Consider the following 18,917-nt stretch of genomic DNA (forward strand, 5'->3'; position numbering starts at 1 on the left):
GGCGGCTCACGAAGGGACCATGGAGTCATGGGTGAGGCATCGGGGCCTGCCGCGGTGGACGGGAGGGGCCGGACCGGCGACGGGGTCGCCCCGGGGTTCGCCGGTCGCCTGGAGGTCGCCCTGCGCGGACTGCTGGAACTGAGCGTCGGCGTCCTCAGCGTGATGGAGGAGAACGTCTCGCCGTCCCACCTCCGCGCGCTCCAGTCACTGGACCACCTCGGAGGCGCCAAGGTGACGGCCCTGGGCGACGCACTCGGCGTGCCGCCCTCGACCGCGAGCCGGATCAGCGACCGCCTGACCGCCGCCGGGCTGATCACCCGGGAGGTCGCGCCGGACAACCGGAGGGCGACCTGGCTCGACCTCACCCCGGCCGGGCGCGCCGTGCTCTCCGATCTCGCCGACGCCCGCGCGCAGGAACTTGTGTGTGTCACCGAGGCGATGACCCCGGAGGAACGCGACGCGCTCCTGCTCGGCGCGGAGGGCTTCGCCCGCGCCTACGAGGTCGTCAGCGCCCGCGCCGACGAGGAGGAGGCGGGCGAACGGCGATGACACCGCGGGAGATCGCGGCGGAACTGCTGGACCGGGTCCTGGAGGTCCCGGGCCACCGCGCCGCGCACTCCGCGGTCTCGTGGCTGTGCGCGGTGCTGGACGCCGACCGCGTCGAGGTGCACATGCTCGACCGGCGGCGGGTGCGCCTCCACCTCGCGGCCGGCGCGGCGCGCGACGCGGCCCAGCCCCCCGCCGCACCCCACCTCGACGTGCGGACGAGCCCGGCCGCCCAGGCGCTCCGGGCCGGCGTGGTGCTCTCCCACCGGGTGGACGACCGGGACGTCCACCACGTCCCGCTCGAGTCCTACGGGCACACGGTCGGGGTGCTCACCGTCGCCGGCCCGACCTCGGCCGGGACGTTCGGGTCGCCCGATTGGCGGCGGCTCGGCCGGGCCCTGACCCTCGTGCTGCAGCAGGCGGCCACCACCACCGACGAGCTGGAGCTGGCCCGGCGCACCTACGAGTACAGCATCGCCGCGGAACTGCAGTGGGATCTGCTGCCGCCCGGCGACACGGCGACCGACCGCTTCGCCCTCCGGGCCCTGGTCGAGCCCGCCCCGCGCGTCACCAGCGACCTGTTCGACTGGTCGCTCAACGGCGACCGCCTGACCGTCGTGCTGCTCGACGCCGCGGGTCGGGGACTCGTCGCGACCCAGGTCGGGGACCTCGCCCTCGCCGCGCTGCGCAACGCGCGCCGCAGCGGCCTGCCGATCGCGGAGCAGGCGGCGCTCGCCGACCAGGCGTTGTGGGACCGGCACCACGGTCACGCGGCCGTCGACGCCCTCCTGCTCGAGGTCGACCTCGCCGGGGCCATGGCGACCGCGGTGCACGCCGGGTCCCCACTCGCGCTGCGCCGACGCGACCACGAGGTCGAGCTCCTGGACCTCGACACGCACGAGCCCCTCGGTCTGCTCGACCGCACCCGGTACGACGCCGTCGAGGTCGACGTCCGGCCCGGGGACGTGCTCATGCTGCTCTCCGACGGGGTGGCCGGCGCCAGGGGCCCGGGCGACGAGGTCTACGGGCTCGACGGGCTGGCTCGGCGGCTGGCCCACAGCAGCGCGCCCTGCGACCTACCCTCGTGGCTCATCGCCGACCTCCGCGCCCGCGCCCGCGGCGATCTCGACGACGACGTCACAGCCGTCGTGCTCGAGTGGCGTCGCGGGTAGGGGCGTCAGGCCGCCGCGACCGCGTCCTCTGAGTCCTCTGACTCCTCCGACTCCTCCGTCCTCGGGGCGGGGGAGCGCCCTTGCCGGAGCTCGAGCACCGGCGAGCGGCTGAGCAGGACGGTGCCGACGGCGAGGAGGACCGCGCCGGCGGCGGTGCCGACCAGCCAGAGCCCGGCGCGGACGTGCTCGCCGAAGACGAGGACGCCCCAGGACACCCCGACCAGCGGGTTGGCCAGGGTGAGCCCCGGCTCCGAGGCGACCAGGAGACCGGCGTGCAGGGCGCTCTGCAGCAGCGCGAATGCCGCGGTACCGACGACGAGCGCCAGGTACGTCTGCCACGCGCCCACGGGCGCGGTCAGCCCGTGCCGGGTCGTGGTGCCCGCGGCGGAGAGCAGCGCGGCGGTCATCCCGTAGCCCACGCCCGCCGCGGTCCCGAGGAGCGCGGCGCGCCGGTTGCCGCGAGTGAGCACGCCGGCCACGGCGAGCACGGCGACCAGCACGGCGAGGACGCCCAGACCGAGACCCCACGTCGCGCCAGGCACCGCCATGGGGTCCCCGCCGCCGGGTGCGGGACAGAGCACGACGGCGGCCACCCCGAGCGTCATGATCGCGACCGCCGCGCCGTCGCGGCGCGAGAGCCGCACCCCGAACAGCAGGCTCGCGCCCAGCACGGCCACCGGGAACTCGAGGACCAGCAGGGGCTGGACGGTGGCGATCGTGCCGGTCGACAGCGCCACCACGTGCACGCACAGACCGACCAGGCTCACGCCGACGCCCGCGAGCCACCCCGGACGCCGTGTGACGCGGGCCAGGAGCCGCAGGGGGCCGCGGTGGCCGCCGGGCTCCGTGCGCATCGAGCGGCGCTGGAGCAGGTCGCCGGCGGCGTTCAGGACTGCGGCCAGCACGGCCAGTCCGAGGGGCAGGATCACCGCGTCCTCCGGATCGTCGTGGTGGATGGCGGCGTCACGATGCGGCCCCGGCTCACCGCGGTGAGCCGGGGCCGCGGTCCCGTGCTCAGCGCTTCGTCCGGGCGCCGCCGATGCCGCCGAGGGCGGCGGCGATCACCGAGACGCCGAGCCAGAGGGCGGCCCACCCGCCGGCGTCGGCCGTGGACTGCGCGAGCGACCCGGCGCTCGGCGCGGGCACGTTGGTCGCGCCGGCGAACAACGCGCCGACGTCGCCGCCCAGCGCGCCCCCGCCCAGGGCCGCCACGGCGACGAAGCCGGCGGTGGCCAGGGCCCACACCAGGACGCCGTGCAGCACGGCGCCGTCACGGCGCGCGGGACCGGCGACCCGTGCGGCGAGCAGACCTCCGACGAGGAACGCGACGAGCGCGAGCACCGCGCTCACGATGCTCGCCGCCGCGCTCTGCTGCGTGCCCAGGTCGAGCCAGCCGAAGCCGATGAACAGCAGCTCCAGGACCAGGAAGACCGGAAGTGCCGTCAGGGCTCCGGCCCACACGGCCCCCCAGTGGAGACCCGTCCCCTCCGGCTCGTCCGGAGCGCGCTGTCCGCTCCTCTCGTCGCCTCCGGGCCGAACCGCGGTCGTCGCGCCCGACCTGTCGTGCGCGATGTGCGTCGTCATGATTCCTCCTCGTGATGACGTCGAATCGTCGTCGTACCGAGGGTAGACCGTTCCTGCCGAATTGGAAAACGTGCGTGATGCACGACATGCACAGCGCGTCGCTCACGGGCGCCGTGGCCATGACCAGCCGGAGCCGGTCCGGGTCGCCGTGGATCTCCAGGTGCTCCGCGCCGTTTGACGGTCACCGCGACCACTCGGGGCACCCCGAGGCGCCGTCCAGCGGCCGGGGCCCCACCCGGTGCTCCGCCGAGGTGGTGGCTCGGCCGCCCCTCTGTTTGTAGACTGGTGGTCGAACCACCGGTCGAGTAGGGAGGTCGTCGTGAAGGTGCTCGTGGTGGGAGCGGGGATCGCGGGTCCGACGTTGGCCTTCTGGTTGCTGCGGGCCGGTCACGAACCGGTCCTCGTGGAGCAGGCGCCCGCGCCGCGCCGCGGAGGGCACCTCGTGGACTTCTGGGGAGCCGGCTTCAACGTCGCGGAGCGGATGGGTCTCGTCCCCGAGCTGCGACGCCGCGGACACCGCTTCACCGAGGCGCGAGGGGTCACCTCGAGCGGACGGACGTTCGCGTCCTTCGAGCCCTCAGCGGTCATGCGCACGGACGACCGGTACGTCAGCATCGCCCGCTCCGACCTGGCCGCGGCGATCTACGAGGCCCTCGACGGACGCGTCGAGACCGTCTTCGGCGACACGGTCTCGGCGCTGGACGACGACGGCGACCGTGTACACGTGACCTTCGCGAGCGGGCACACGCGCGAGGTCGACCTCGTGATCGGCGCCGACGGGCTGCACTCGCGGGTGCGCCGACTGGCCTTCGGCCCCCAGGAGCGGTACGAGGACCGGCTCGGGATCGTCGTGTCCGCGTTCGACGTCGTCGGGTACGGCCCGCGGGACGAGCTCGTCGCGGTGATGTACGCGGAGGTCGGGTTCCAGCTGGTCCGCCTCTCGCTGCCCGACAACGTCACCATGTTCCTGATCACGATGCGGCACGCGGGGGATCTCCCGGAGCGCGACGTCGACGCGCAGCAGCACCTGCTGCGCGCGGGTCTCGCCGGCCGGGGCGGGGAGACCGCCGGGGCACTCGAGGCGATGTCCGCGGCGAGCTCGTTCTACGTCGACCGGGTCAGCCAGGTCCGGATGCCGACGTGGACCCGCGGCCGGGTCGGTCTCGTCGGGGACGCGGCGGCCTGCCCGTCGTTGCTCGCGGGGCAGGGCTCGGCGCTGGCGATGATCGAGGCGTACGTGCTCGCGGCCGAGCTGGCACGGTCCGGCGGCGACCACGTCGCGGCCTTCGAGCGCTACGGTGCCCGCCTGGCACCGTTCGTGCGGGCCAAACAGGACGCCGCGCGAGGGCTCGGTCTGGCCTTCGCGCCGAGGAACAGGGTGCAGCTGCTGATCCGGAACGCCGCCATGACGATGATGGGCCTGCCCGGCGTCGCCGACCGCGTGATGGGGCGCAGCTTCCACGACACCGTCGAGCTGCCCGCCTGGACGACGTCCGGCTCCTCGATCTGACCGATGGTCCGACCGCGATTCCGCAAGCTCCCCCCGGCGCAGCAGCAGGCGATCGTGCGCGCTGCGGTCGACGAGTTCGCCGCTTACGGGTTCCACGACGGCTCGCTCAACCGCGTCATCGACGCCGCTGGCGTGTCGAAGGGGTCGATGTACTACTACTTCGACGGCAAGGAGGACATCTACGCCTACGTGACGCGTCTGGAGTTCGAACGGCTCGTCGACGAGGTCGGGCCCCTCACTCTGTGGGACGTGGACGGCGAGGACGCGTTCTGGGCGGCGGTGGAGCGCTACTACGACGACCTGATGGCGGCGTTCACCGCTTCACCGCAGCTCGCGGCCCTGACACGGGGATGGTTGGCGGCCGCGGGGAACCCTGCGCTCCGGTCGGCCCAGCAGGAGCTCGAAGAGCTGACGCTGCCGTGGATCGAGCGGGCCCTCGCCACCGGCCAGGCCGTCGGTGCGATCCGCACCGACCTCCCGTCGGGTCTCCTGATCGGCGTCGTGCTCGGGATGGGCCAGGCGATGGATATGTGGCTCATCGCCGAGGAGCCCGGGGACGACGTCCGGCGAGGACTGGTCCACGCGTTCGTGGGGATGATCCGCGGTGCCCTGCGGCCTTGAGGCGTTGCCCCACCCCGCCGACCGAGCCGGGTCGGGCCACCGGCACGTCCGGGAGAGGGAGCGCCAGAGGGCTCGCCCCGGTCGGCCACGGCGACGTGGTGTCAGAGCTTCGCTTCCGGACGTGTCGGCTCGAACAGCTCGACGGGATTGCCCGACGGGTCCTCCACCAGGATCTGCTTGCCGCCCACGCCGACGACGATGTCGTTCCGGAACCGGGCGCCCGCCCGGCGCAGCTCCTCGACGGCGGCCTCGAGGTCGGTGACCTCGAGGACGAACCGGTTCCACCCTCCGGGTCGCGGTGCTCTCCCGTCCGGCGTCGCCTGGCCGCCGCCGGCCCCACCACCGGGAGCGGAAAGGACGAGGCGGAGGTCGCCGCGCGACAGCATCGCGAAGGTGGGAGCGGGGTGCATGTCCTCGTGGAAGCCCAGGTGCCGGCAGTAGAACGTGATCGCCGCACGGACGTCGTCGACGATGTACCTCACACCGACCGTGGCCATGTCTCGTCGGCCTCCACCGCACCGCCGTCGGGATGTCGAGGAACCGGATCAGTCACCGGTCCGGCCGACCTCCGGTTCGGGGATGTCCCGCTCCTCCGCCCGGGCCCGAGCGGCCAGACTCGTGCCGATGAGCCCGTCGTAGACGACGATGCCGACGGCGCCCCCGATCAAGGGGCCGACGATGGGCACCCACCAGTAGTCGTCGAAGTAGGTCCCGGTACCGGGGAACGCGAGCGGGCCCCAGCCCTCGATCAGGGTCCAGAGTCGTGGGCCCAGGTCGCGCGCCGGGTTGATGGCGTAGCCGGCGTTGGTGCCGTAGGTGAGGCCGATCGCCACGACGAGGAAGCCGATCAGCAGCGGGGCCAGGTTGCCGCTCGGTCCCTGGTTGCGCCGGTCGATCAACGCGACGATCAACGCGACCAGCAGGGCGGTCCCGACGATCTGGTCCAGGAGCGGCCCGAGGAGTCCGCCCCCGAAGTACTTGGCGGGGAAGGTCGCGAAGATGGCGAAGGTGTCGAGGGAGTCCGTGCGCGAGGGCACGTTGTTGGTGAGGTTGTAGGCGTTGATGGCGGGCCGGTACACCAGGTAGACGAGCGCCGCAGCGACGAACGCGCCGACGAGCTGGGCCAGCCAGTACGCGGGAACCTTCGCCCAGGAGAACCCTCGCCGTAGCGCGAACGCCAGGGTGACCGCCGGGTTCAGATGAGCTCCGGAGACCCCGCCGCAGATGTAGACGCCGAAGGCCACGGCGAAGCCCCAGCCGAAGGCGATGATCAGCCAGTTGGCGGGACCGAAGGCGTCGGCCTGACGGCCCGAGCCGGGCAGCCCCGCCACCGCCACCGCCACCGATCCGCATCCGAAGGCGATCAGGACGAACGTGCCGAGGAACTCGGCCAGACACTCACCGCCCAACCCGGCGAGGATGCGCGGTACGCCGACAGCAGGAGTCGAGCGGGTCATCGCCGTCCCCCCGTCCCGCGCGCCTCTGCGGTCCCGCACGTCGCCGCCGTCGGCGGGGAGTTCACGATCCGATCTCCGTCGCGGGGAACCCTCGTCGCGGCCTGTGCGGCGCGCACCACCGTGGCGAGCAGCCCGATCAGTCGCTCGTCGCGCTCGTCGGGGGGCAGCGGGGCCAGCACTGTCATCGTGCTGATGACCGCCTCGTGGACCACGGCGTGTGCGGGCAGGCGCAGCCACCTCGACCAGGAGTGGCGGAGCCTGTGGCGGGCACGCGCCCGCAACGCCGTCAGCCGGCGGTCGTGAGGATCGACGGCCAGCCCCGCCTCCGTGCAGCACAGCACCACGACGTCGTCGAGCCCGCGGTGTCGACCCACCGCGCCGATGAGGTCCGGGGCGCAGTGCGTGAGACGCGGCCGGGCGCGATCGGTGACGGCGTCGTTGACCCGACGGGCGACGACCGCCACGCCGCCCGCCGTGCACGCCGGACGGTCGGTGAAGCGCTGCCCCGCCAGCACCGACACGTACTCCATGAGGCACGCGCCCTGCTCGGGGCCCGTGTGCTTGCCGACCTCCAGGTGTGGCAGTCCTGTGACGGCCGGGCGCTCGAGAACCATCGCTGGGCCTTTCCCTCGACGACCACGAATCCTGGGCCCCCAAGGTCCCACACGATGTTCAAATGGGATATCGTGCGGTGCGGATGATACGCGATCGCAACGTCGTGCCAAGGTGGCCATGAGGCACCCGGCCGGGTCCGCGCGGTGATGAGACGGGGCGCCCATCCCGTCGTTGCCAGGAGGGACCTGTCCGGAGGACCGTGTGTCCACGTCGACGTGCCGCGGACGAGGAGGCGGTGGGACATGACCGACCGTGCAGAGCCGGCCACCGGCGTCGTCCCAGGTGTCGGCGGCAACCCCGCGACGTTGCGGGCGGTCAGGTGGGCGGCCCGGGAGGCCGACCGCCGCCACCTCGGTCTCGACCTCGTCCAGGTGTTGCCCCCGTCGCACCACGACCACGTTCTCCGGGCGCCGCAGGGACGCGCGCGGGCCCTGCTCGAGCAGGGCCGCGACGTGGCCGCCGCGGCTGCCCCCGACGTTCCCGTTCGCCTCTCCGTGGTCACCGGCGTCGCGGGCCCCGCCCTCGTCCACGTCGCGGAACGCGCCGAGCTCCTGGTGCTGGGCTCCCGCACCGCCGCTGGGGACCTCGACCTCACGGTCGGGCGCATCGTCGCCCACGCGACCGGGCACGCCACATGCCCCGTCGTGCTGGTCCCGCAGGTCTGGGACCCCGACGCAGCACACGCCGGCAACGTGCTGGTGCACGTCGACGGCACTCGCGAATCGATCGGCGCCGTGGCCTTCGCCGCCGATGTCGCCGACCGGTGGGGGGCGCCCCTCGAGCCGGTGGCGGTGGGAGCCCGTCGCGGCTCCGCGGCCGACGAGCAGCTCCACCGACAGCGGTTGGCGGCGGCCGTCGCAGCAACCCGCGACCAGTATCCCCACCTCGCACTGCACGAGACCGTGGTGTGGGGGAACGCCGCCCAGGCGATCTTGCAGGAAGCGCGCGGGCAGGCTCGGCTCATCGTCCTCCGCTCACGGGGGTTCAGGGCGCTCACGGCGTCGCTCCTGGGCGCGACCACCCAGACGGTGGTCCGCATGGCGTCCTGCCCGACCGCCGTCCTGCCGTCCGAGGTCGCCGGGGTCTGGGCCACGCGCGGGGTCGGGCAGGTGACGGAGGACGTGTGACGATCGGTGCTCCGCGCAGCTGGTCGCGCGGCGGCGGCCTCCCCGCCGACGCCTTCGCTGTCGTCATGGCCACCGGCATCGTCGCGATCGCCGCCCGGGACACCGACCACACGGTGGTGTCGGCCGTCCTCGTGGTGACTGCGAGCGTCGCGCTCGGGGTGCTGGCGCTGTGGTCGGCGATCGGCGTGGCGGCCACGGGCACGGCGGTCGCCGCCGGCCCGGACCCGCTGGCCCGCTCGCTGCTGCTGTTCAGCGCCGTGGCCGCCTGCGACGTCGTGGCGGCCTGCCTCGGGTCCGACCGGGTGGTGTCCGCGGTGCTCGGGACGGTGGCTGTGGTGCTGTGGCTGGTCCTCGTCCCGCGGGCGCTGGCGGCGCTGTGCTCGCGACCTCGCGGGTCGCGGGGCGAGGGCGCCCGTGGAGGATGGTTGCTCGCGGCGGTGGCGACCGAGTCGCTCGCGCTCACCGCCGCGCACCTCGCACGGGCGGGGGTGCTGGTCCCGGTCCTGCTGGGGGTCGCCCTCGCGTGCTGGGCGCTGGGGCTGGCCGTCTACGTGGTGATCGCCGTGCCCGTCGTTCGGCGCGTAGTCGCGTCTCGGGGCGACGTCGAGGTCCTCGGTCCCGACCTCTGGGTGCTCATGGGTGGCCTCGCGATCGCCACGGTGGCCGGGAGCAGTGTCGTCGTCGCGACCCGGGCTGCGGGCGTGTTCCCCGAGGTGCCCGGGGTGCTCGCTCCGGCGCTGGTGGGCCTGTGGGTGCTCGGCACGGCGTGGATCCCGGGCCTGGTCGTGGCGGAGGTCCGGCGCGTCCGGCGGGTGGGGTGGCACTACGAGCGCGGGCGATGGGCGACGGTGTTCCCGGTGGGCATGTACTCCGCGTCCTGCTCGTGGCTGGCAGGCGTCCTGGCCGGACCTCGTGCGGCCGACGACCTCGACGAGACGACCGCCGTCCTGCCCCCGCTGCTGCGGGGTGCCGGCCACGTCGCCTTCTGGGTGGCGCTCGTGGCGTGGTGCGTCGTCACCGTGGGGCTCGTGCGACGGGCCCGGCGGCACCCGTCGTCGCTGCCGTGACGTGCCCGTGCCGTCGCGGCTGGGACGGGTGGAGATCGGCCCCGGACCTGCCGGCCCGACCTCAGGGGCGCCGGCCGAGCTCGGCGGCGAGGGCCGGCGGCGGGTCGTCGAGCTCCACACGCGCCTCCCGGGTGAGGCAGCGGAGGCGCAGCCGGGCGAGCGCGTGGACGAGGAGCGGGTCGTGCCCGGCGAGGCCGGAGAGGTCGACGACCAGTTCACGGCACGCCACGGACGGCAGTTCGTCGGCGAGGGCCCGCAGGAGGTCCCGGGGGCACTGCTCGAAGCGCCCGTGCAGGGCGAGGGCGACGCACCCCGGGCCGTAGCGGCGCACGCCCATCGCCCCGCGACCGTCGGGGGTGACGGGCTCGACGTGGGTGCGGGCCTCGGCGACCGCGGCGCGCCGCCGCGCGGTCAGGTGGGCGGGCAGGTCAACGTCGCCGAGCACGAGCTCGTCCCACGGGCGGACGAGCGCGTCGGGGTCGAGGGTCATGGTCGGTTCCTTCTCGCGTGCAGTGATCTCACTCGCATATCGCTATTACTGTACGTCGTGCACAGTGCACGACAAGCGGCTAGCGTGAGCTACACGGGACGAGGCGGGAGGACGCGGATGCACCCCCGCGATCGGGGGCGTGTCCTCGACCTCGGCTCGGCGATGTCCCACCGCTCCATTACGCGTACTCGGCCTACTGCGGCGCCGAGCACGCCGTCCAGGGTCCACCGAGTCGCGTCCGCGGTCGCCCCTCGGAGGTCGATGGGCGTGCGCCGACCGGTGAGCCGTTCGGACCCGCGCTTGGCGTGCCGCGTGATGATCGTGCATGGTGCACGACAACGATCGGGGGCGGCCTGCGTCCGCGGTGCGGACCACGATGGGACGATGCGGGATGGGTGAGCCAGCCGGGAGGACCGTGGCCGGGGAGCGCGTCGACGACGAGGCGGACGCGTCGTTCGCCGGTCGGCTGGAGCTCGCCCTGCGGGGTCTGCTCGAGCTCAGCGTCGGTGTGCTCAGTGACATGGAGGAGAGCGTCTCCCCGTCGCACCTGCGGGCACTGCAGTCACTGGACCACCTCGGGGGCGCCAAGGTCACCGCGCTCGGCGACGCGCTCGACGTTCCGCCCTCGACGGCCAGCCGGATCAGCGACCGGCTGACCGCCGCCGGGCTGATCACCCGCGAGGTCGCGCCCGACAACCGGCGCGCCACCCTGCTCGAGCTCACCCCAGCTGGCCGCGAGGTCCTGTCCGACCTCGCCGACGCGCGGGCCAAGGCGCTGGAGCGCGTCACCGCCGCGATGACCCCGGGGGAGAGGGACGCCCTGCTGCTGGGGGCGGAAGGTTTCGCGCGCGCCTACGGAGCGCTCGACGACGGCGACGACGAGGAGCCGTCGGGCACCGACCCGTGACGGCTCGTCCACCGTCTCCCCGGGAGATCGCCGCGGAGCTGGCCGACACCGCCCGCGGCGTGCTGACACCACCGACGAGCTCGAGCTGGCCCGGTGCACGTACGAGGACGGCGTCGCCGCAGAGCTCCGGTGACGTCGGATCGTCGTCGTATCGAGGACAGGACCTCCGCCCTGCGAACCGCGGGACCGGATCGGGCGCCGCGATCGACTCGGGGAAGCCGGCTGGAGCGGCCGACTCCGGCCCTGGCTCTCACCGGATTCACGTACGTATCGACGATCGTTCCGGGTGTGCCGGGGAAGCCCGGTGCGCCAGCAGGTCGGCGAGCGGCCTGGGCGCAAGGGACGGGACGGACGATGACGCAGACCGCGGCGGCACACAGCACGACCACGAGCCGGGCGACGGGGGTGCTGCGCGCCTTCCAGGTCCTGGCCGTGCTGACGGTGGTCGAGCTCCAGGGCCGCGAGTTGCACGAGACCGGGGCGGTCGCGCTGCACGTCCTGTCCGGGCTGACCACCGTTGCGGCCATCGCGCTGTGGCGGCTGCGCCGGGCGCCGGTGTGGCCGGCGGCGCTCTCCGCGGTCGTCTTCGTCCTGACGTTCGTGCAGGCCTACCTGGGTGACGACGAGACGCTGTACCTGCACGTCCCGGGCGCGCTGATCCTCTCGGTCGGCAGTGTGTGGCTCGCGGTGTGGGGCCTCGTGGTGCGGGCCGGGTCGAGGAGGTAGGACATCGGCGTGCCCACCCGTGTCCTGGTCGCCGACGACGACCGCGCGATCCGCGAGGCGCTCGCCCGCGCCTTCGACCTCGAGGGCTACGAGGTCACGACGGTCGTCGACGGCGTGGAGGCGTTGACCTGCGTGCGTCGCGCCGCCTTCGACGCGCTCGTGCTCGACGTGGTGAGGCCGGGCGTGGACGGGCTCGGCGTCTGCCGCGTCCTGCGCGGCGAGGGCGACCGCACGCCGGTGCTCATGCTCACCGCACGCGTCGAGACCCCGGACCGGGTGGCCGGCCTCGACGCCGGCGCGGACGACTACCTGCCCAAGCCCTTCGAGCTCGACGAGCTGCTGGCCCGCCTGCGGGCGCTGCTGCGGCGGGCGTCGTACCCACCGGGGGAGGGCGGGGACGGCGACCGCCTGGCGGTCGGGTCGCTCGTCGTCGACCCGGCGGCGCGACGGGTGTGGTGGGCGGACGACGAGCTGGCGCTGTCCAAGACGGAGTTCGACCTGTTGGAGCTGCTGGTCCGCAACGAGGGCATCGTGCTCGACCACGCCACGGTCTACCACCGCATCTGGGGCTACGACTTCGGCGCCGACTCGAAGAACCTCGCGGTCTACATCGGCTACCTACGCCGCAAGCTCGCCGCGGCGGGCGCCCCACCGGTGATCCACACGGTGCGGGGCGTGGGGTACACGGTGCGGCGGCCGTGAGCCTGCGGACCCGCCTCGCCCTCGCCTTCGCGGTCGTCGCCGCCGTCGTGGCGGGGCTCGTCGGCGTGCTGAGCTACCACTCCGCGGGCGAGCGCACCGCCGACGAGACCGACCGGTCCCTCGGAGCGGCGACGACCGCGCTGCTCGAGGGCCAGACCGCGGTCCTCGGCGCGCTGCCGCCCGTCACCCCCACCGACCAGGACGGTCTCGACGGCGACGAGCCCGGCCGACCCGACCCGCGCCGCGAGGGCCCGTCCCTGGTGGCCCAGCAGGTCGCTGCCGACGGCACGGTGACCTTCCTCGGCGGGCCGCCCGGTCCGGCTGCCCGTCGACGACGCCACGCGCCTGCTCGCCGGCCGGGGCGCCGCCGGGCAGACCGCGACGACCGAGATCGACCTCGGCCGGGGCGCCTACCGCGTCCGTACGACCGCGCTGGGTGACGGGCGCGGTGCGGTACAGGTCGGCATCGACATCGACCTGACGCGCCGGGTGCTGGGAGGGCTCGCGACCGAGATCGCGCTGATCAGCGTCGCCGTGACGCTCGTGGCGGCGGGCGCGGGCTGGCTGCTGGCCCGTCGGATCACCCGGCGGCTCGTGCGGCTCGCCGCGACCGCGGAAGACATCGCCGACCACGGACGCATCGACGTCGCCGTGCCGGACGGGGGGCGCGACGAGGTGGGGCGGCTCGCGATCTCGTTCACGACGATGCTGACCCGGCTCGCCGCCTCCCGCGACGCCCAGGACCGTCTCGTGCAGGACGCGGCGCACGAGCTGCGCACGCCGCTGACCAGTCTGCGCGCCAACGCCAGCGTCCTGCGCCGCCTCGACGAGCTCTCCCCGGACGCCCGCGACCGGTTGGTCACCGATCTCCAGGGAGAGACCCGCGAGCTGTCGCACCTCGTCGACGAGCTCGTCGCGCTCGCCCTCTCGCGGCTGAGCGAGGAGCCCGAGGACGACGTCGCCCTCGGGGAGGTGGCGCAGCGGGCCGCCGATCGCGTGGCGCGGCGCAGCGGTCGGAGGGTCACCGTGGACGACGACGGCTCACGGGTCCGGGGGCGGCGCGGGGCGCTGGAGCGGGCTGTCGGCAACCTGCTGGAGAACGCGGTGAAGTTCGACGCCGACGGCACCGAGGACGTCGTCGTGCGCGTCCGGTCCGGGACGACGACGGTCACCGACCACGGTTCGGGCATCGACCCCTCCGACGCTGCGCGCGTCTTCGACCGCTTCTACCGCGCCGACACCGCCCGCGGCCTGCCCGGCTCCGGGCTGGGGCTCGCGATCGTGCGTGACGTCGCCGAGGGCCACGGCGGCAGCGCGTTCGTCGCCACCCCGCCCGGCGGCGGCACGACGGTCGGTTTCTCCGTCGCCTCCGAGCGGCTGTGGCCTGCGTAGGGCTCTTACCGGACTCCGACCCGCGCCACGTCGGCGCTTCACCCCTCGCGATCACCGTGGAATCCGTGACCGCCACCGTCGATCGTCCGGCCGCCCATCGTGCCCCGGCTCGTCGGGGATCGGCGGTGGTCCGTGACCGCCGTGTCCGCACGGTGACGGAGGCGTTGCTCGCCGCGTCGCTGACGCTCGTCGCCTTCTGGTGGGCGACCGGCGGCGGCCTCGCCGACCTCGGTGGCTGGGCGTCGGGGCTGGCCTCGGTCGGCCGCCTGACCGGCCTGCTCGCCTCGGTGCTCCTGCTCGTGCAGGTGGTCCTCATGGCCCGGGTGCCGCTCCTGGAGCGGGCGTTCGGCCAGGACCGGCTCGCCCGGACCCACCGTCTGGTCGGATTCACCTCGTTCACCGGGATGCTCGCCCACATCGGGCTCATCACCTGGGGCTACGCCGCGGGTGACCTCGCCCGGGTTCCCGGCGAGGCGTGGGACCTGACCGTCGACTACCCCGGCATGCTCCTCGCCGTCGCGGGCACCGCGTGCCTGGTCATGGTGGTCGTCACGAGCGTCAAGGCCGCCCGGGCCCGGCTGCGCTACGAGTCGCGGCACCTGCTGCACCTCTACGCCTACCTCGGCGTCGGGCTCGCCCTGCCGCGGGGCTCAGGTCTGGCTGGCGCCGCCCACCTCGACCCCCGATCACCTGCCCGACCAGTAGGCGCTGCGACGCAGCCACTGCGGTGATCGGCCCGCACCCGTCCACAGAGGGCAATTCCACCCAGACGGGCTCGCAGAATTCCTACGCTCTGGCACCTATGGGCAGGCCCAGATCGAGGCACAACGGCGTCCCGCGCGCGAGGCCCCGGCGGCGCCTCGCGCCACCGGCCTCGCGGGGTGGTATGCGGGCACCCTCGTTCCCGATCAACTCGTCAGCGGTGAGTGAAGGGGTCGTCCATGGCGATCAGCCACGTGCCATCGTCCTGCCGGCGCATGAGGACCGTTGCCTGGCCCTCCATCTCCGTCGGTCCCTCGGGGCCGGTGCCCCTGATCGTCCAATCCGAGTAGGAGAGCGCGTCGGTGTCCCGCTCGAGGAGGGCCTTGGGCCGGAACTCCACGGTGGCGTCCTCGATCGGGAAGTTCACGACGAAGTCACGGATGGCTTCCCGGCCGACCAGCGGTTTCCCTCCGGGCTCCGGAACGAAGATGGCGTCCTCCTCGTACAGCGCCAACAGGCCCTCTACGTCGCCAGCGTTGAACCGTTCCCTCCAGGCCTCGTCGCCCTGTGCTGGGCTCATGATCGTCATGCTCGCTCCTCGATTGTTCGTGTGCGTGCACCGGGAACGACGGGTGCCGAGCTCGACGGGCTCGAGGGCGACCGACGTCGCTCGTGTGTCGTGCATCACTCAGCGTGGCACCGATCCTGTGCTGCGGCGCCCCGGACCACACGGACGGCGCAGTGCGGCAGCACGGCGTGAGTGACTCGCTCCGGAGCCGAACCGCGATGAGCAGCGGCCGGGCAAATGCAGACCTTCCGGTGACGCACCCTGGCACCGGAGCGCACGCCTCGTCGCCCTTCCACTTTCACGACCTGCGCCACACGCTCGCGTTGTCCGCGATCGTCTCGGGTGCCTCCTGCCGTGCTTGGCGTTCCTCCTCGGCGAGCGCGTCGAGCAACGTCTCGGCATGCAGGGGCGCCAACTCTCGGAGCGGCCGCATCGACGCATGCGACGTCGAACTCGCTGCAGCGGCGACACGGCCCCGTGATCCGTCGCCGAGGTCCTCGCTTCGAGGACGCGCGTGTTGTTCCCGGGGGCCAAATCTCAGTTCGAATGTGTCCGCAGGCGACTAACCGGTCCCACGAGGCGAGAGCCATCCTGGGCGTACCGAGGGTCGGTCCGTCGGGCCTGGAGGTGGCGGCGGGTACGCCGACGCGAGCGTCAGCGGCTCCACGATCGTGAACACCTCCCGGCCCTCCGAGCCTCGGGAAAGCCAGGCGCGACCAAGAGCATCGTGTTACGATATTTTAAGAGTCGGCACGTCGTTGCAGCTGTTGCCGGTCCAGGGAGGTCGGTCATGCTCCATGACCGTGAACGCGAGCCGCTGACGTGGCTGGCGCGGTTCGTCCTTCGGGTGCGATTCGTCCTTCGGCCCTCCCCATCGCTGCGGACGTCTGCCGGCGCGGCGTGATGAGGATGTGACGCGGCGATGTCTTCGCGACGAGTTGTCCGACGCTCCGTCGAATCCCCGGCGGGGTGGGCGGGAAGATCGACGAACGGGCGCTGGTCCATCGGCGAGCCGTTCGGGGGCGACGGGGAGTCCGCTGTACACCCGCTCCGGCCGTGCTTCGCGGACGCGACGACCACGAGCGCAGCACCGGTGGTGTGTGCGGCGGGAGCGCTCGACCGCCGCGCGATCGACGAGTTGCGCGACACGCTGCTGGCTCATCTGCGCCACTGCGTCGAGGGCGCCGCGATCATCTGCGACCTCAGTCAGGCCCGGTTTTTCGAGCCCCCGCTCGTGACCCGCATGCTCTCCCGCATGGCGGTTCGCGCCGCGGGGCGGGCGGTCTGCCTGTTCGTGCTGCCGTGCCCGGGGCTGCGTAGGTCCTCCACGGCGACCGTTCCCGGTACCGGCGCTGCCGGGAGCTTCATATGGCTCGACGACATCGACGACGGGGTACGCAAGACCGGCGATCCCGAACTCCAACGCGACGAACACCAGGTGCGCCGGATCCTCGACCGGACCATCAGACACTGCTTGCGTGACCTGCGCGGCCAACCGCCCCACGACACCCTCGACCCGGCCACCCGCCAAGCGCTGCGGTGGCGACTCACCGATGCCGCGCACGCGGGCGTCAGCGCCGGTCCACGTCTGCTGTCGGTGGCTGCGGGGGTGCACAGGGCACTGACCTCGTTGAACGCCCGACAGCACCGGGACGCCTACTTCGCCGTGCTCGACGCCGAGGACCTCCTCGCCTGCCGTGCCGACCCGACCCCGGGCGAACCCACCCCGGGCGAACCCACCCCGGCCGAGTCCACCCCGGCCGAACCCACCCCGGCCGAGCCGACCTCGCTCGCATCCCCGAGCTCGGTACTCCTCACGCCGAGGGTGCCCGCACCCCGCGCGGCGAGCGCCCGCGAACTGCGGACGGGTTCCGGCCCGGTCGGTGGCACGCGGCGTCGCGTGGTCATCGCGACGCGGCCGTCGCGGCGACCCCAGCCGGCGGGAGGCAGCCGGTGACCAGGGTCGTCCCACAACCGGTGGCGCTGCGGGAGGCACCACCGCGCCGCTCGCTCCGAGGCGGTTCGGTGGTGCGCTACCTGCACACCACCGACCCGAAGGACATCGCGATCCTGTACCTGGTCACGTCGTTCGCGTTCTTCATGGTCGGTGGGCTGATGGCGATGCTCATCCGTGCGGAGCTCGCCCGGCCGGGGCTGCAGATCCTGTCCGTCGAGCAGTACAACCAGCTGTTCACCATGCACGGCACGATCATGCTGCTGCTCTACGCGACGCCGATCCTGTTCGGGTTCGCGAACTATATCGTCCCGCTGCAGATCGGCGCGCCGGATGTCGCGTTCCCGCGGCTGAACGCCTTCTCCTACTGGCTGTTCCTCTTCGGCGGCATCATCGTCGTCTCGGGGTTCTTCACCCCGGGCGGGGCCGCCTCGGCGGGCTGGTTCGCCTACACACCGCTCTCCGACGTGACCCACACCCCCGGCCTGGGTCAGGACCTCTGGAGTCTGGGCCTCGCGGTGGCCGGCCTCGGCACGATCCTCGGCGCCGTCAACTTCGTGACGACGATCGTCTGCCTGCGTGCCCCGGGCATGACCATGTTCCGGATGCCGATCTTCACCTGGAACATCCTCGTGACGATGTTCCTCGTCCTCATGGCGTTCCCGATCCTCACCTCGGCCCTGCTCGCGCTGGAGGCCGACCGGCACCTGGGCGCCCAGATCTTCGCGCCCGAGAACGGCGGGGCGATCCTGTGGCAGCACCTGTTCTGGTTCTTCGGCCATCCCGAGGTCTACATCGTCGCGCTGCCCTTCTTCGGCATCGTCACCGAGGTCTTCCCGGTCTTCAGCCGCAAGCCGGTCTTCGGCTACAAGACTCTGATCTACGCGACCGTCGCCATCGGGGCGCTGTCGATCGCGGTGTGGGCCCACCACATGTACGCCACCGGCGCGGTGCTGCTGCCGTTCTTCGCGTTCACCTCCTACCTGATCGCGGTACCGACCGGCATCAAGTTCTTCAACTGGCTCGGCACCATGTGGCGCGGCCAGCTGACGTTCGAGACGCCGATGCTGTTCTCCGTCGGTTTCGTCGTGACGTTCCTGTTCGGCGGCATCACGGGTGTCCTGCTGGCCAGCCCGCCGATCGACTTCCACGTCACCGACTCGTACTTCGTGGTGGCGCACTTCCACTACGTGCTCTTCGGCACGATCGTGTTCGCGACCTACGCCGGCATCTACTTCTGGTTCCCGAAGATGACCGGCCGCATGATGGACGAGCGCCTCGGCAAGCTGCACTTCTGGCTGACGTTCATCGGGTTCCACACGACGTTCCTGGTGCAGCACTGGCTGGGCAACGAGGGCATGCCGCGCCGCTACGCGGACTACCAGGCGAGCGACGGGTTCACGACCCTGAACACGATCTCCACGATCGGAGCGTTCATCCTGGGGGCCTCGACGCTGCCGTTCGTCTGGAACGTGTTCCACAGCTACCGGTACGGGCGTCCGGTGGAGGTCGACGACCCCTGGGGTCACGGCAACTCCCTGGAGTGGGCGACGTCCTGCCCGCCGCCGCGGCACAACTTCACCGATCTGCCGCGCATCCGCTCGGAGCGTCCGGCGTTCGAGCTGCACTACCCGCACATGGCCGACCGGATGCGGAGGGAGGCCCACACCGGCTCCGGCGCACCGAGCGTGGGCGAGGCCGCGGCCGGCGCCACGGGCCAGGAGCACTTGCCCGGGGGCGACCCCCGCAACCGTTGAGCTGACCGTCGGTCGTCGGG

At 73.0% G+C, this 18,917-nt stretch carries 21 protein-coding genes; 14 read left to right on the plus strand and 7 right to left on the minus strand.

Annotated features, from left to right (window positions below; all coding sequences use genetic code 11):
- Positions 1–27: 27 nt before the first annotated feature.
- Both ACQPYN_RS07725 and ACQPYN_RS07730 read left to right on the plus strand, forming a co-directional pair.
- Positions 28–549: a MarR family winged helix-turn-helix transcriptional regulator gene (locus ACQPYN_RS07725; protein WP_433035420.1), complete on the plus strand. Its 522-nt coding sequence runs from the start codon at positions 28–30 to the stop codon at positions 547–549.
- Positions 546–1,718, plus strand: a complete 1,173-nt coding sequence (locus tag ACQPYN_RS07730) for a PP2C family protein-serine/threonine phosphatase (RefSeq protein ID WP_433035423.1) — start codon at positions 546–548, stop codon at positions 1,716–1,718. Before ACQPYN_RS07725 ends, ACQPYN_RS07730 begins: the two co-directional genes overlap by 4 nt.
- Before the next feature lie 5 nt (positions 1,719–1,723).
- On the opposite strand, the gene ACQPYN_RS07735 is transcribed toward ACQPYN_RS07730, so the two are convergent.
- Both ACQPYN_RS07735 and ACQPYN_RS07740 read right to left on the minus strand, forming a co-directional pair.
- Complete coding sequence (locus tag ACQPYN_RS07735; RefSeq protein WP_433035426.1) at positions 1,724–2,647, minus strand: DMT family transporter; 924 nt, start codon at positions 2,645–2,647, stop codon at positions 1,724–1,726.
- Between the two features lie 85 nt (positions 2,648–2,732).
- On the minus strand, positions 2,733–3,179 hold the full coding sequence (locus ACQPYN_RS07740) for a hypothetical protein (protein ID WP_433035429.1): 447 nt from the start codon (positions 3,177–3,179) through the stop codon (positions 2,733–2,735).
- Between the two features lie 442 nt (positions 3,180–3,621).
- Here ACQPYN_RS07740 and ACQPYN_RS07745 point away from each other — a divergent pair, with 442 nt between their 5' ends.
- Together ACQPYN_RS07745 and ACQPYN_RS07750 are read left to right on the plus strand one after the other, a co-directional pair.
- The gene (locus ACQPYN_RS07745; RefSeq protein WP_433035432.1) at positions 3,622–4,812 is read left to right on the plus strand and encodes an FAD-binding domain; all 1,191 of its coding nucleotides are present in this window, start codon (positions 3,622–3,624) and stop codon (positions 4,810–4,812) included.
- Between the two features lie 3 nt (positions 4,813–4,815).
- Positions 4,816–5,433, plus strand: coding sequence for a TetR/AcrR family transcriptional regulator (locus ACQPYN_RS07750; RefSeq protein WP_433035434.1), 618 nt, complete (start codon positions 4,816–4,818; stop codon positions 5,431–5,433).
- Between the two features lie 101 nt (positions 5,434–5,534).
- Here the strand turns inward: ACQPYN_RS07750 and ACQPYN_RS07755 are convergent, their stop codons facing one another.
- Genes ACQPYN_RS07755 through ACQPYN_RS07765 form a run of 3 tightly spaced genes read right to left on the minus strand, consistent with a single transcriptional unit; the run spans position 5,535 to position 7,504 of the window.
- On the minus strand, positions 5,535–5,930 hold the full coding sequence (locus ACQPYN_RS07755; RefSeq protein ID WP_433035437.1) for a VOC family protein: 396 nt from the start codon (positions 5,928–5,930) through the stop codon (positions 5,535–5,537).
- Positions 5,931–5,978: 48 nt separating this feature from the next.
- On the minus strand, positions 5,979–6,890 hold the full coding sequence (locus tag ACQPYN_RS07760) for an MIP/aquaporin family protein (protein ID WP_433035440.1): 912 nt from the start codon (positions 6,888–6,890) through the stop codon (positions 5,979–5,981).
- On the minus strand, positions 6,887–7,504 hold the full coding sequence (locus tag ACQPYN_RS07765) for a hypothetical protein (protein ID WP_433035442.1): 618 nt from the start codon (positions 7,502–7,504) through the stop codon (positions 6,887–6,889). Before ACQPYN_RS07765 ends, ACQPYN_RS07760 begins: the two co-directional genes overlap by 4 nt.
- Positions 7,505–7,747: 243 nt before the next feature.
- Here ACQPYN_RS07765 and ACQPYN_RS07770 point away from each other — a divergent pair, with 243 nt between their 5' ends.
- Entirely contained in the window at positions 7,748–8,632 is an 885-nt protein-coding gene (locus ACQPYN_RS07770) for a universal stress protein (protein ID WP_433035445.1), read from the plus strand.
- Positions 8,629–9,699: a hypothetical protein gene (locus ACQPYN_RS07775; protein ID WP_433035448.1), complete on the plus strand. Its 1,071-nt coding sequence runs from the start codon at positions 8,629–8,631 to the stop codon at positions 9,697–9,699. Before ACQPYN_RS07770 ends, ACQPYN_RS07775 begins: the two co-directional genes overlap by 4 nt.
- Positions 9,700–9,760: 61 nt before the next feature.
- On the opposite strand, the gene ACQPYN_RS07780 is transcribed toward ACQPYN_RS07775, so the two are convergent.
- Positions 9,761–10,189: a hypothetical protein gene (locus ACQPYN_RS07780; RefSeq protein WP_433035450.1), complete on the minus strand. Its 429-nt coding sequence runs from the start codon at positions 10,187–10,189 to the stop codon at positions 9,761–9,763.
- Between the two features lie 391 nt (positions 10,190–10,580).
- On the opposite strand from ACQPYN_RS07780, the gene ACQPYN_RS07785 reads away from it, so the two are divergent.
- From ACQPYN_RS07785 to ACQPYN_RS07810, 6 genes are all read left to right on the plus strand, one after another.
- Positions 10,581–11,096 (plus strand): MarR family winged helix-turn-helix transcriptional regulator, encoded by a 516-nt coding sequence (locus tag ACQPYN_RS07785; RefSeq protein ID WP_433035453.1) that lies wholly within the window; start codon positions 10,581–10,583, stop codon positions 11,094–11,096.
- 354 nt (positions 11,097–11,450) lie between these two features.
- The gene (locus ACQPYN_RS07790; protein WP_433035456.1) at positions 11,451–11,822 is read left to right on the plus strand and encodes a hypothetical protein; all 372 of its coding nucleotides are present in this window, start codon (positions 11,451–11,453) and stop codon (positions 11,820–11,822) included.
- A 9-nt stretch (positions 11,823–11,831) separates the two neighbouring features.
- Positions 11,832–12,524 carry a response regulator transcription factor gene (locus tag ACQPYN_RS07795; protein ID WP_433035459.1) on the plus strand — a complete coding sequence of 231 codons (693 nt, stop codon included), beginning with the start codon at positions 11,832–11,834 and terminating at the stop codon, positions 12,522–12,524.
- Complete coding sequence (locus ACQPYN_RS07800; RefSeq protein ID WP_433035462.1) at positions 12,521–12,964, plus strand: hypothetical protein; 444 nt, start codon at positions 12,521–12,523, stop codon at positions 12,962–12,964. Before ACQPYN_RS07795 ends, ACQPYN_RS07800 begins: the two co-directional genes overlap by 4 nt.
- Positions 12,965–13,013: 49 nt before the next feature.
- Positions 13,014–13,916, plus strand: coding sequence for a sensor histidine kinase (locus tag ACQPYN_RS07805; RefSeq protein ID WP_433035465.1), 903 nt, complete (start codon positions 13,014–13,016; stop codon positions 13,914–13,916).
- A 65-nt stretch (positions 13,917–13,981) separates the two neighbouring features.
- Positions 13,982–14,647 (plus strand): ferric reductase-like transmembrane domain-containing protein, encoded by a 666-nt coding sequence (locus ACQPYN_RS07810; protein ID WP_433035468.1) that lies wholly within the window; start codon positions 13,982–13,984, stop codon positions 14,645–14,647.
- Positions 14,648–14,832: 185 nt separating this feature from the next.
- Here the strand turns inward: ACQPYN_RS07810 and ACQPYN_RS07815 are convergent, their stop codons facing one another.
- Positions 14,833–15,207 (minus strand): YybH family protein, encoded by a 375-nt coding sequence (locus tag ACQPYN_RS07815; protein ID WP_433035471.1) that lies wholly within the window; start codon positions 15,205–15,207, stop codon positions 14,833–14,835.
- Between the two features lie 1,072 nt (positions 15,208–16,279).
- Between ACQPYN_RS07815 and ACQPYN_RS07820 the strand changes: the two genes are divergently transcribed.
- Positions 16,280–17,143: a hypothetical protein gene (locus ACQPYN_RS07820; RefSeq protein WP_433035474.1), complete on the plus strand. Its 864-nt coding sequence runs from the start codon at positions 16,280–16,282 to the stop codon at positions 17,141–17,143.
- Complete coding sequence (gene ctaD, locus ACQPYN_RS07825; RefSeq protein ID WP_433035477.1) at positions 17,140–18,897, plus strand: aa3-type cytochrome oxidase subunit I; 1,758 nt, start codon at positions 17,140–17,142, stop codon at positions 18,895–18,897. The genes ACQPYN_RS07820 and ctaD overlap by 4 nt, the downstream gene beginning before the upstream one ends.
- The last annotated feature ends 20 nt before the right edge of the window (positions 18,898–18,917 follow it).

This window comes from Actinomycetospora sp. CA-053990 (assembly GCF_050948445.1).
Classification (GTDB): domain Bacteria; phylum Actinomycetota; class Actinomycetes; order Mycobacteriales; family Pseudonocardiaceae; genus Actinomycetospora; species Actinomycetospora callitridis.

Bases quoted from the DNA above. Each gene is read 5' to 3' on its own strand.
- ACQPYN_RS07725 (WP_433035420.1), top strand. From the start codon at position 28: ATGGGTGAGGCATCGGGGCCTGCCGCGGTGGACGGGAGGGGCCGGACC.
- ACQPYN_RS07730 (WP_433035423.1), top strand. From the start codon at position 546: ATGACACCGCGGGAGATCGCGGCGGAACTGCTGGACCGGGTCCTGGAG.
- ACQPYN_RS07750 (WP_433035434.1), top strand. From the start codon at position 4,816: ATGGTCCGACCGCGATTCCGCAAGCTCCCCCCGGCGCAGCAGCAGGCG.
- ACQPYN_RS07755 (WP_433035437.1), bottom strand. From the start codon at position 5,930: ATGGCCACGGTCGGTGTGAGGTACATCGTCGACGACGTCCGTGCGGCG.
- ACQPYN_RS07760 (WP_433035440.1), bottom strand. From the start codon at position 6,890: ATGACCCGCTCGACTCCTGCTGTCGGCGTACCGCGCATCCTCGCCGGG.
- ACQPYN_RS07765 (WP_433035442.1), bottom strand. From the start codon at position 7,504: ATGGTTCTCGAGCGCCCGGCCGTCACAGGACTGCCACACCTGGAGGTC.
- ACQPYN_RS07770 (WP_433035445.1), top strand. From the start codon at position 7,748: ATGACCGACCGTGCAGAGCCGGCCACCGGCGTCGTCCCAGGTGTCGGC.
- ACQPYN_RS07780 (WP_433035450.1), bottom strand. From the start codon at position 10,189: ATGACCCTCGACCCCGACGCGCTCGTCCGCCCGTGGGACGAGCTCGTG.
- ACQPYN_RS07785 (WP_433035453.1), top strand. From the start codon at position 10,581: ATGGGTGAGCCAGCCGGGAGGACCGTGGCCGGGGAGCGCGTCGACGAC.
- ACQPYN_RS07790 (WP_433035456.1), top strand. From the start codon at position 11,451: ATGACGCAGACCGCGGCGGCACACAGCACGACCACGAGCCGGGCGACG.
- ACQPYN_RS07815 (WP_433035471.1), bottom strand. From the start codon at position 15,207: ATGACGATCATGAGCCCAGCACAGGGCGACGAGGCCTGGAGGGAACGG.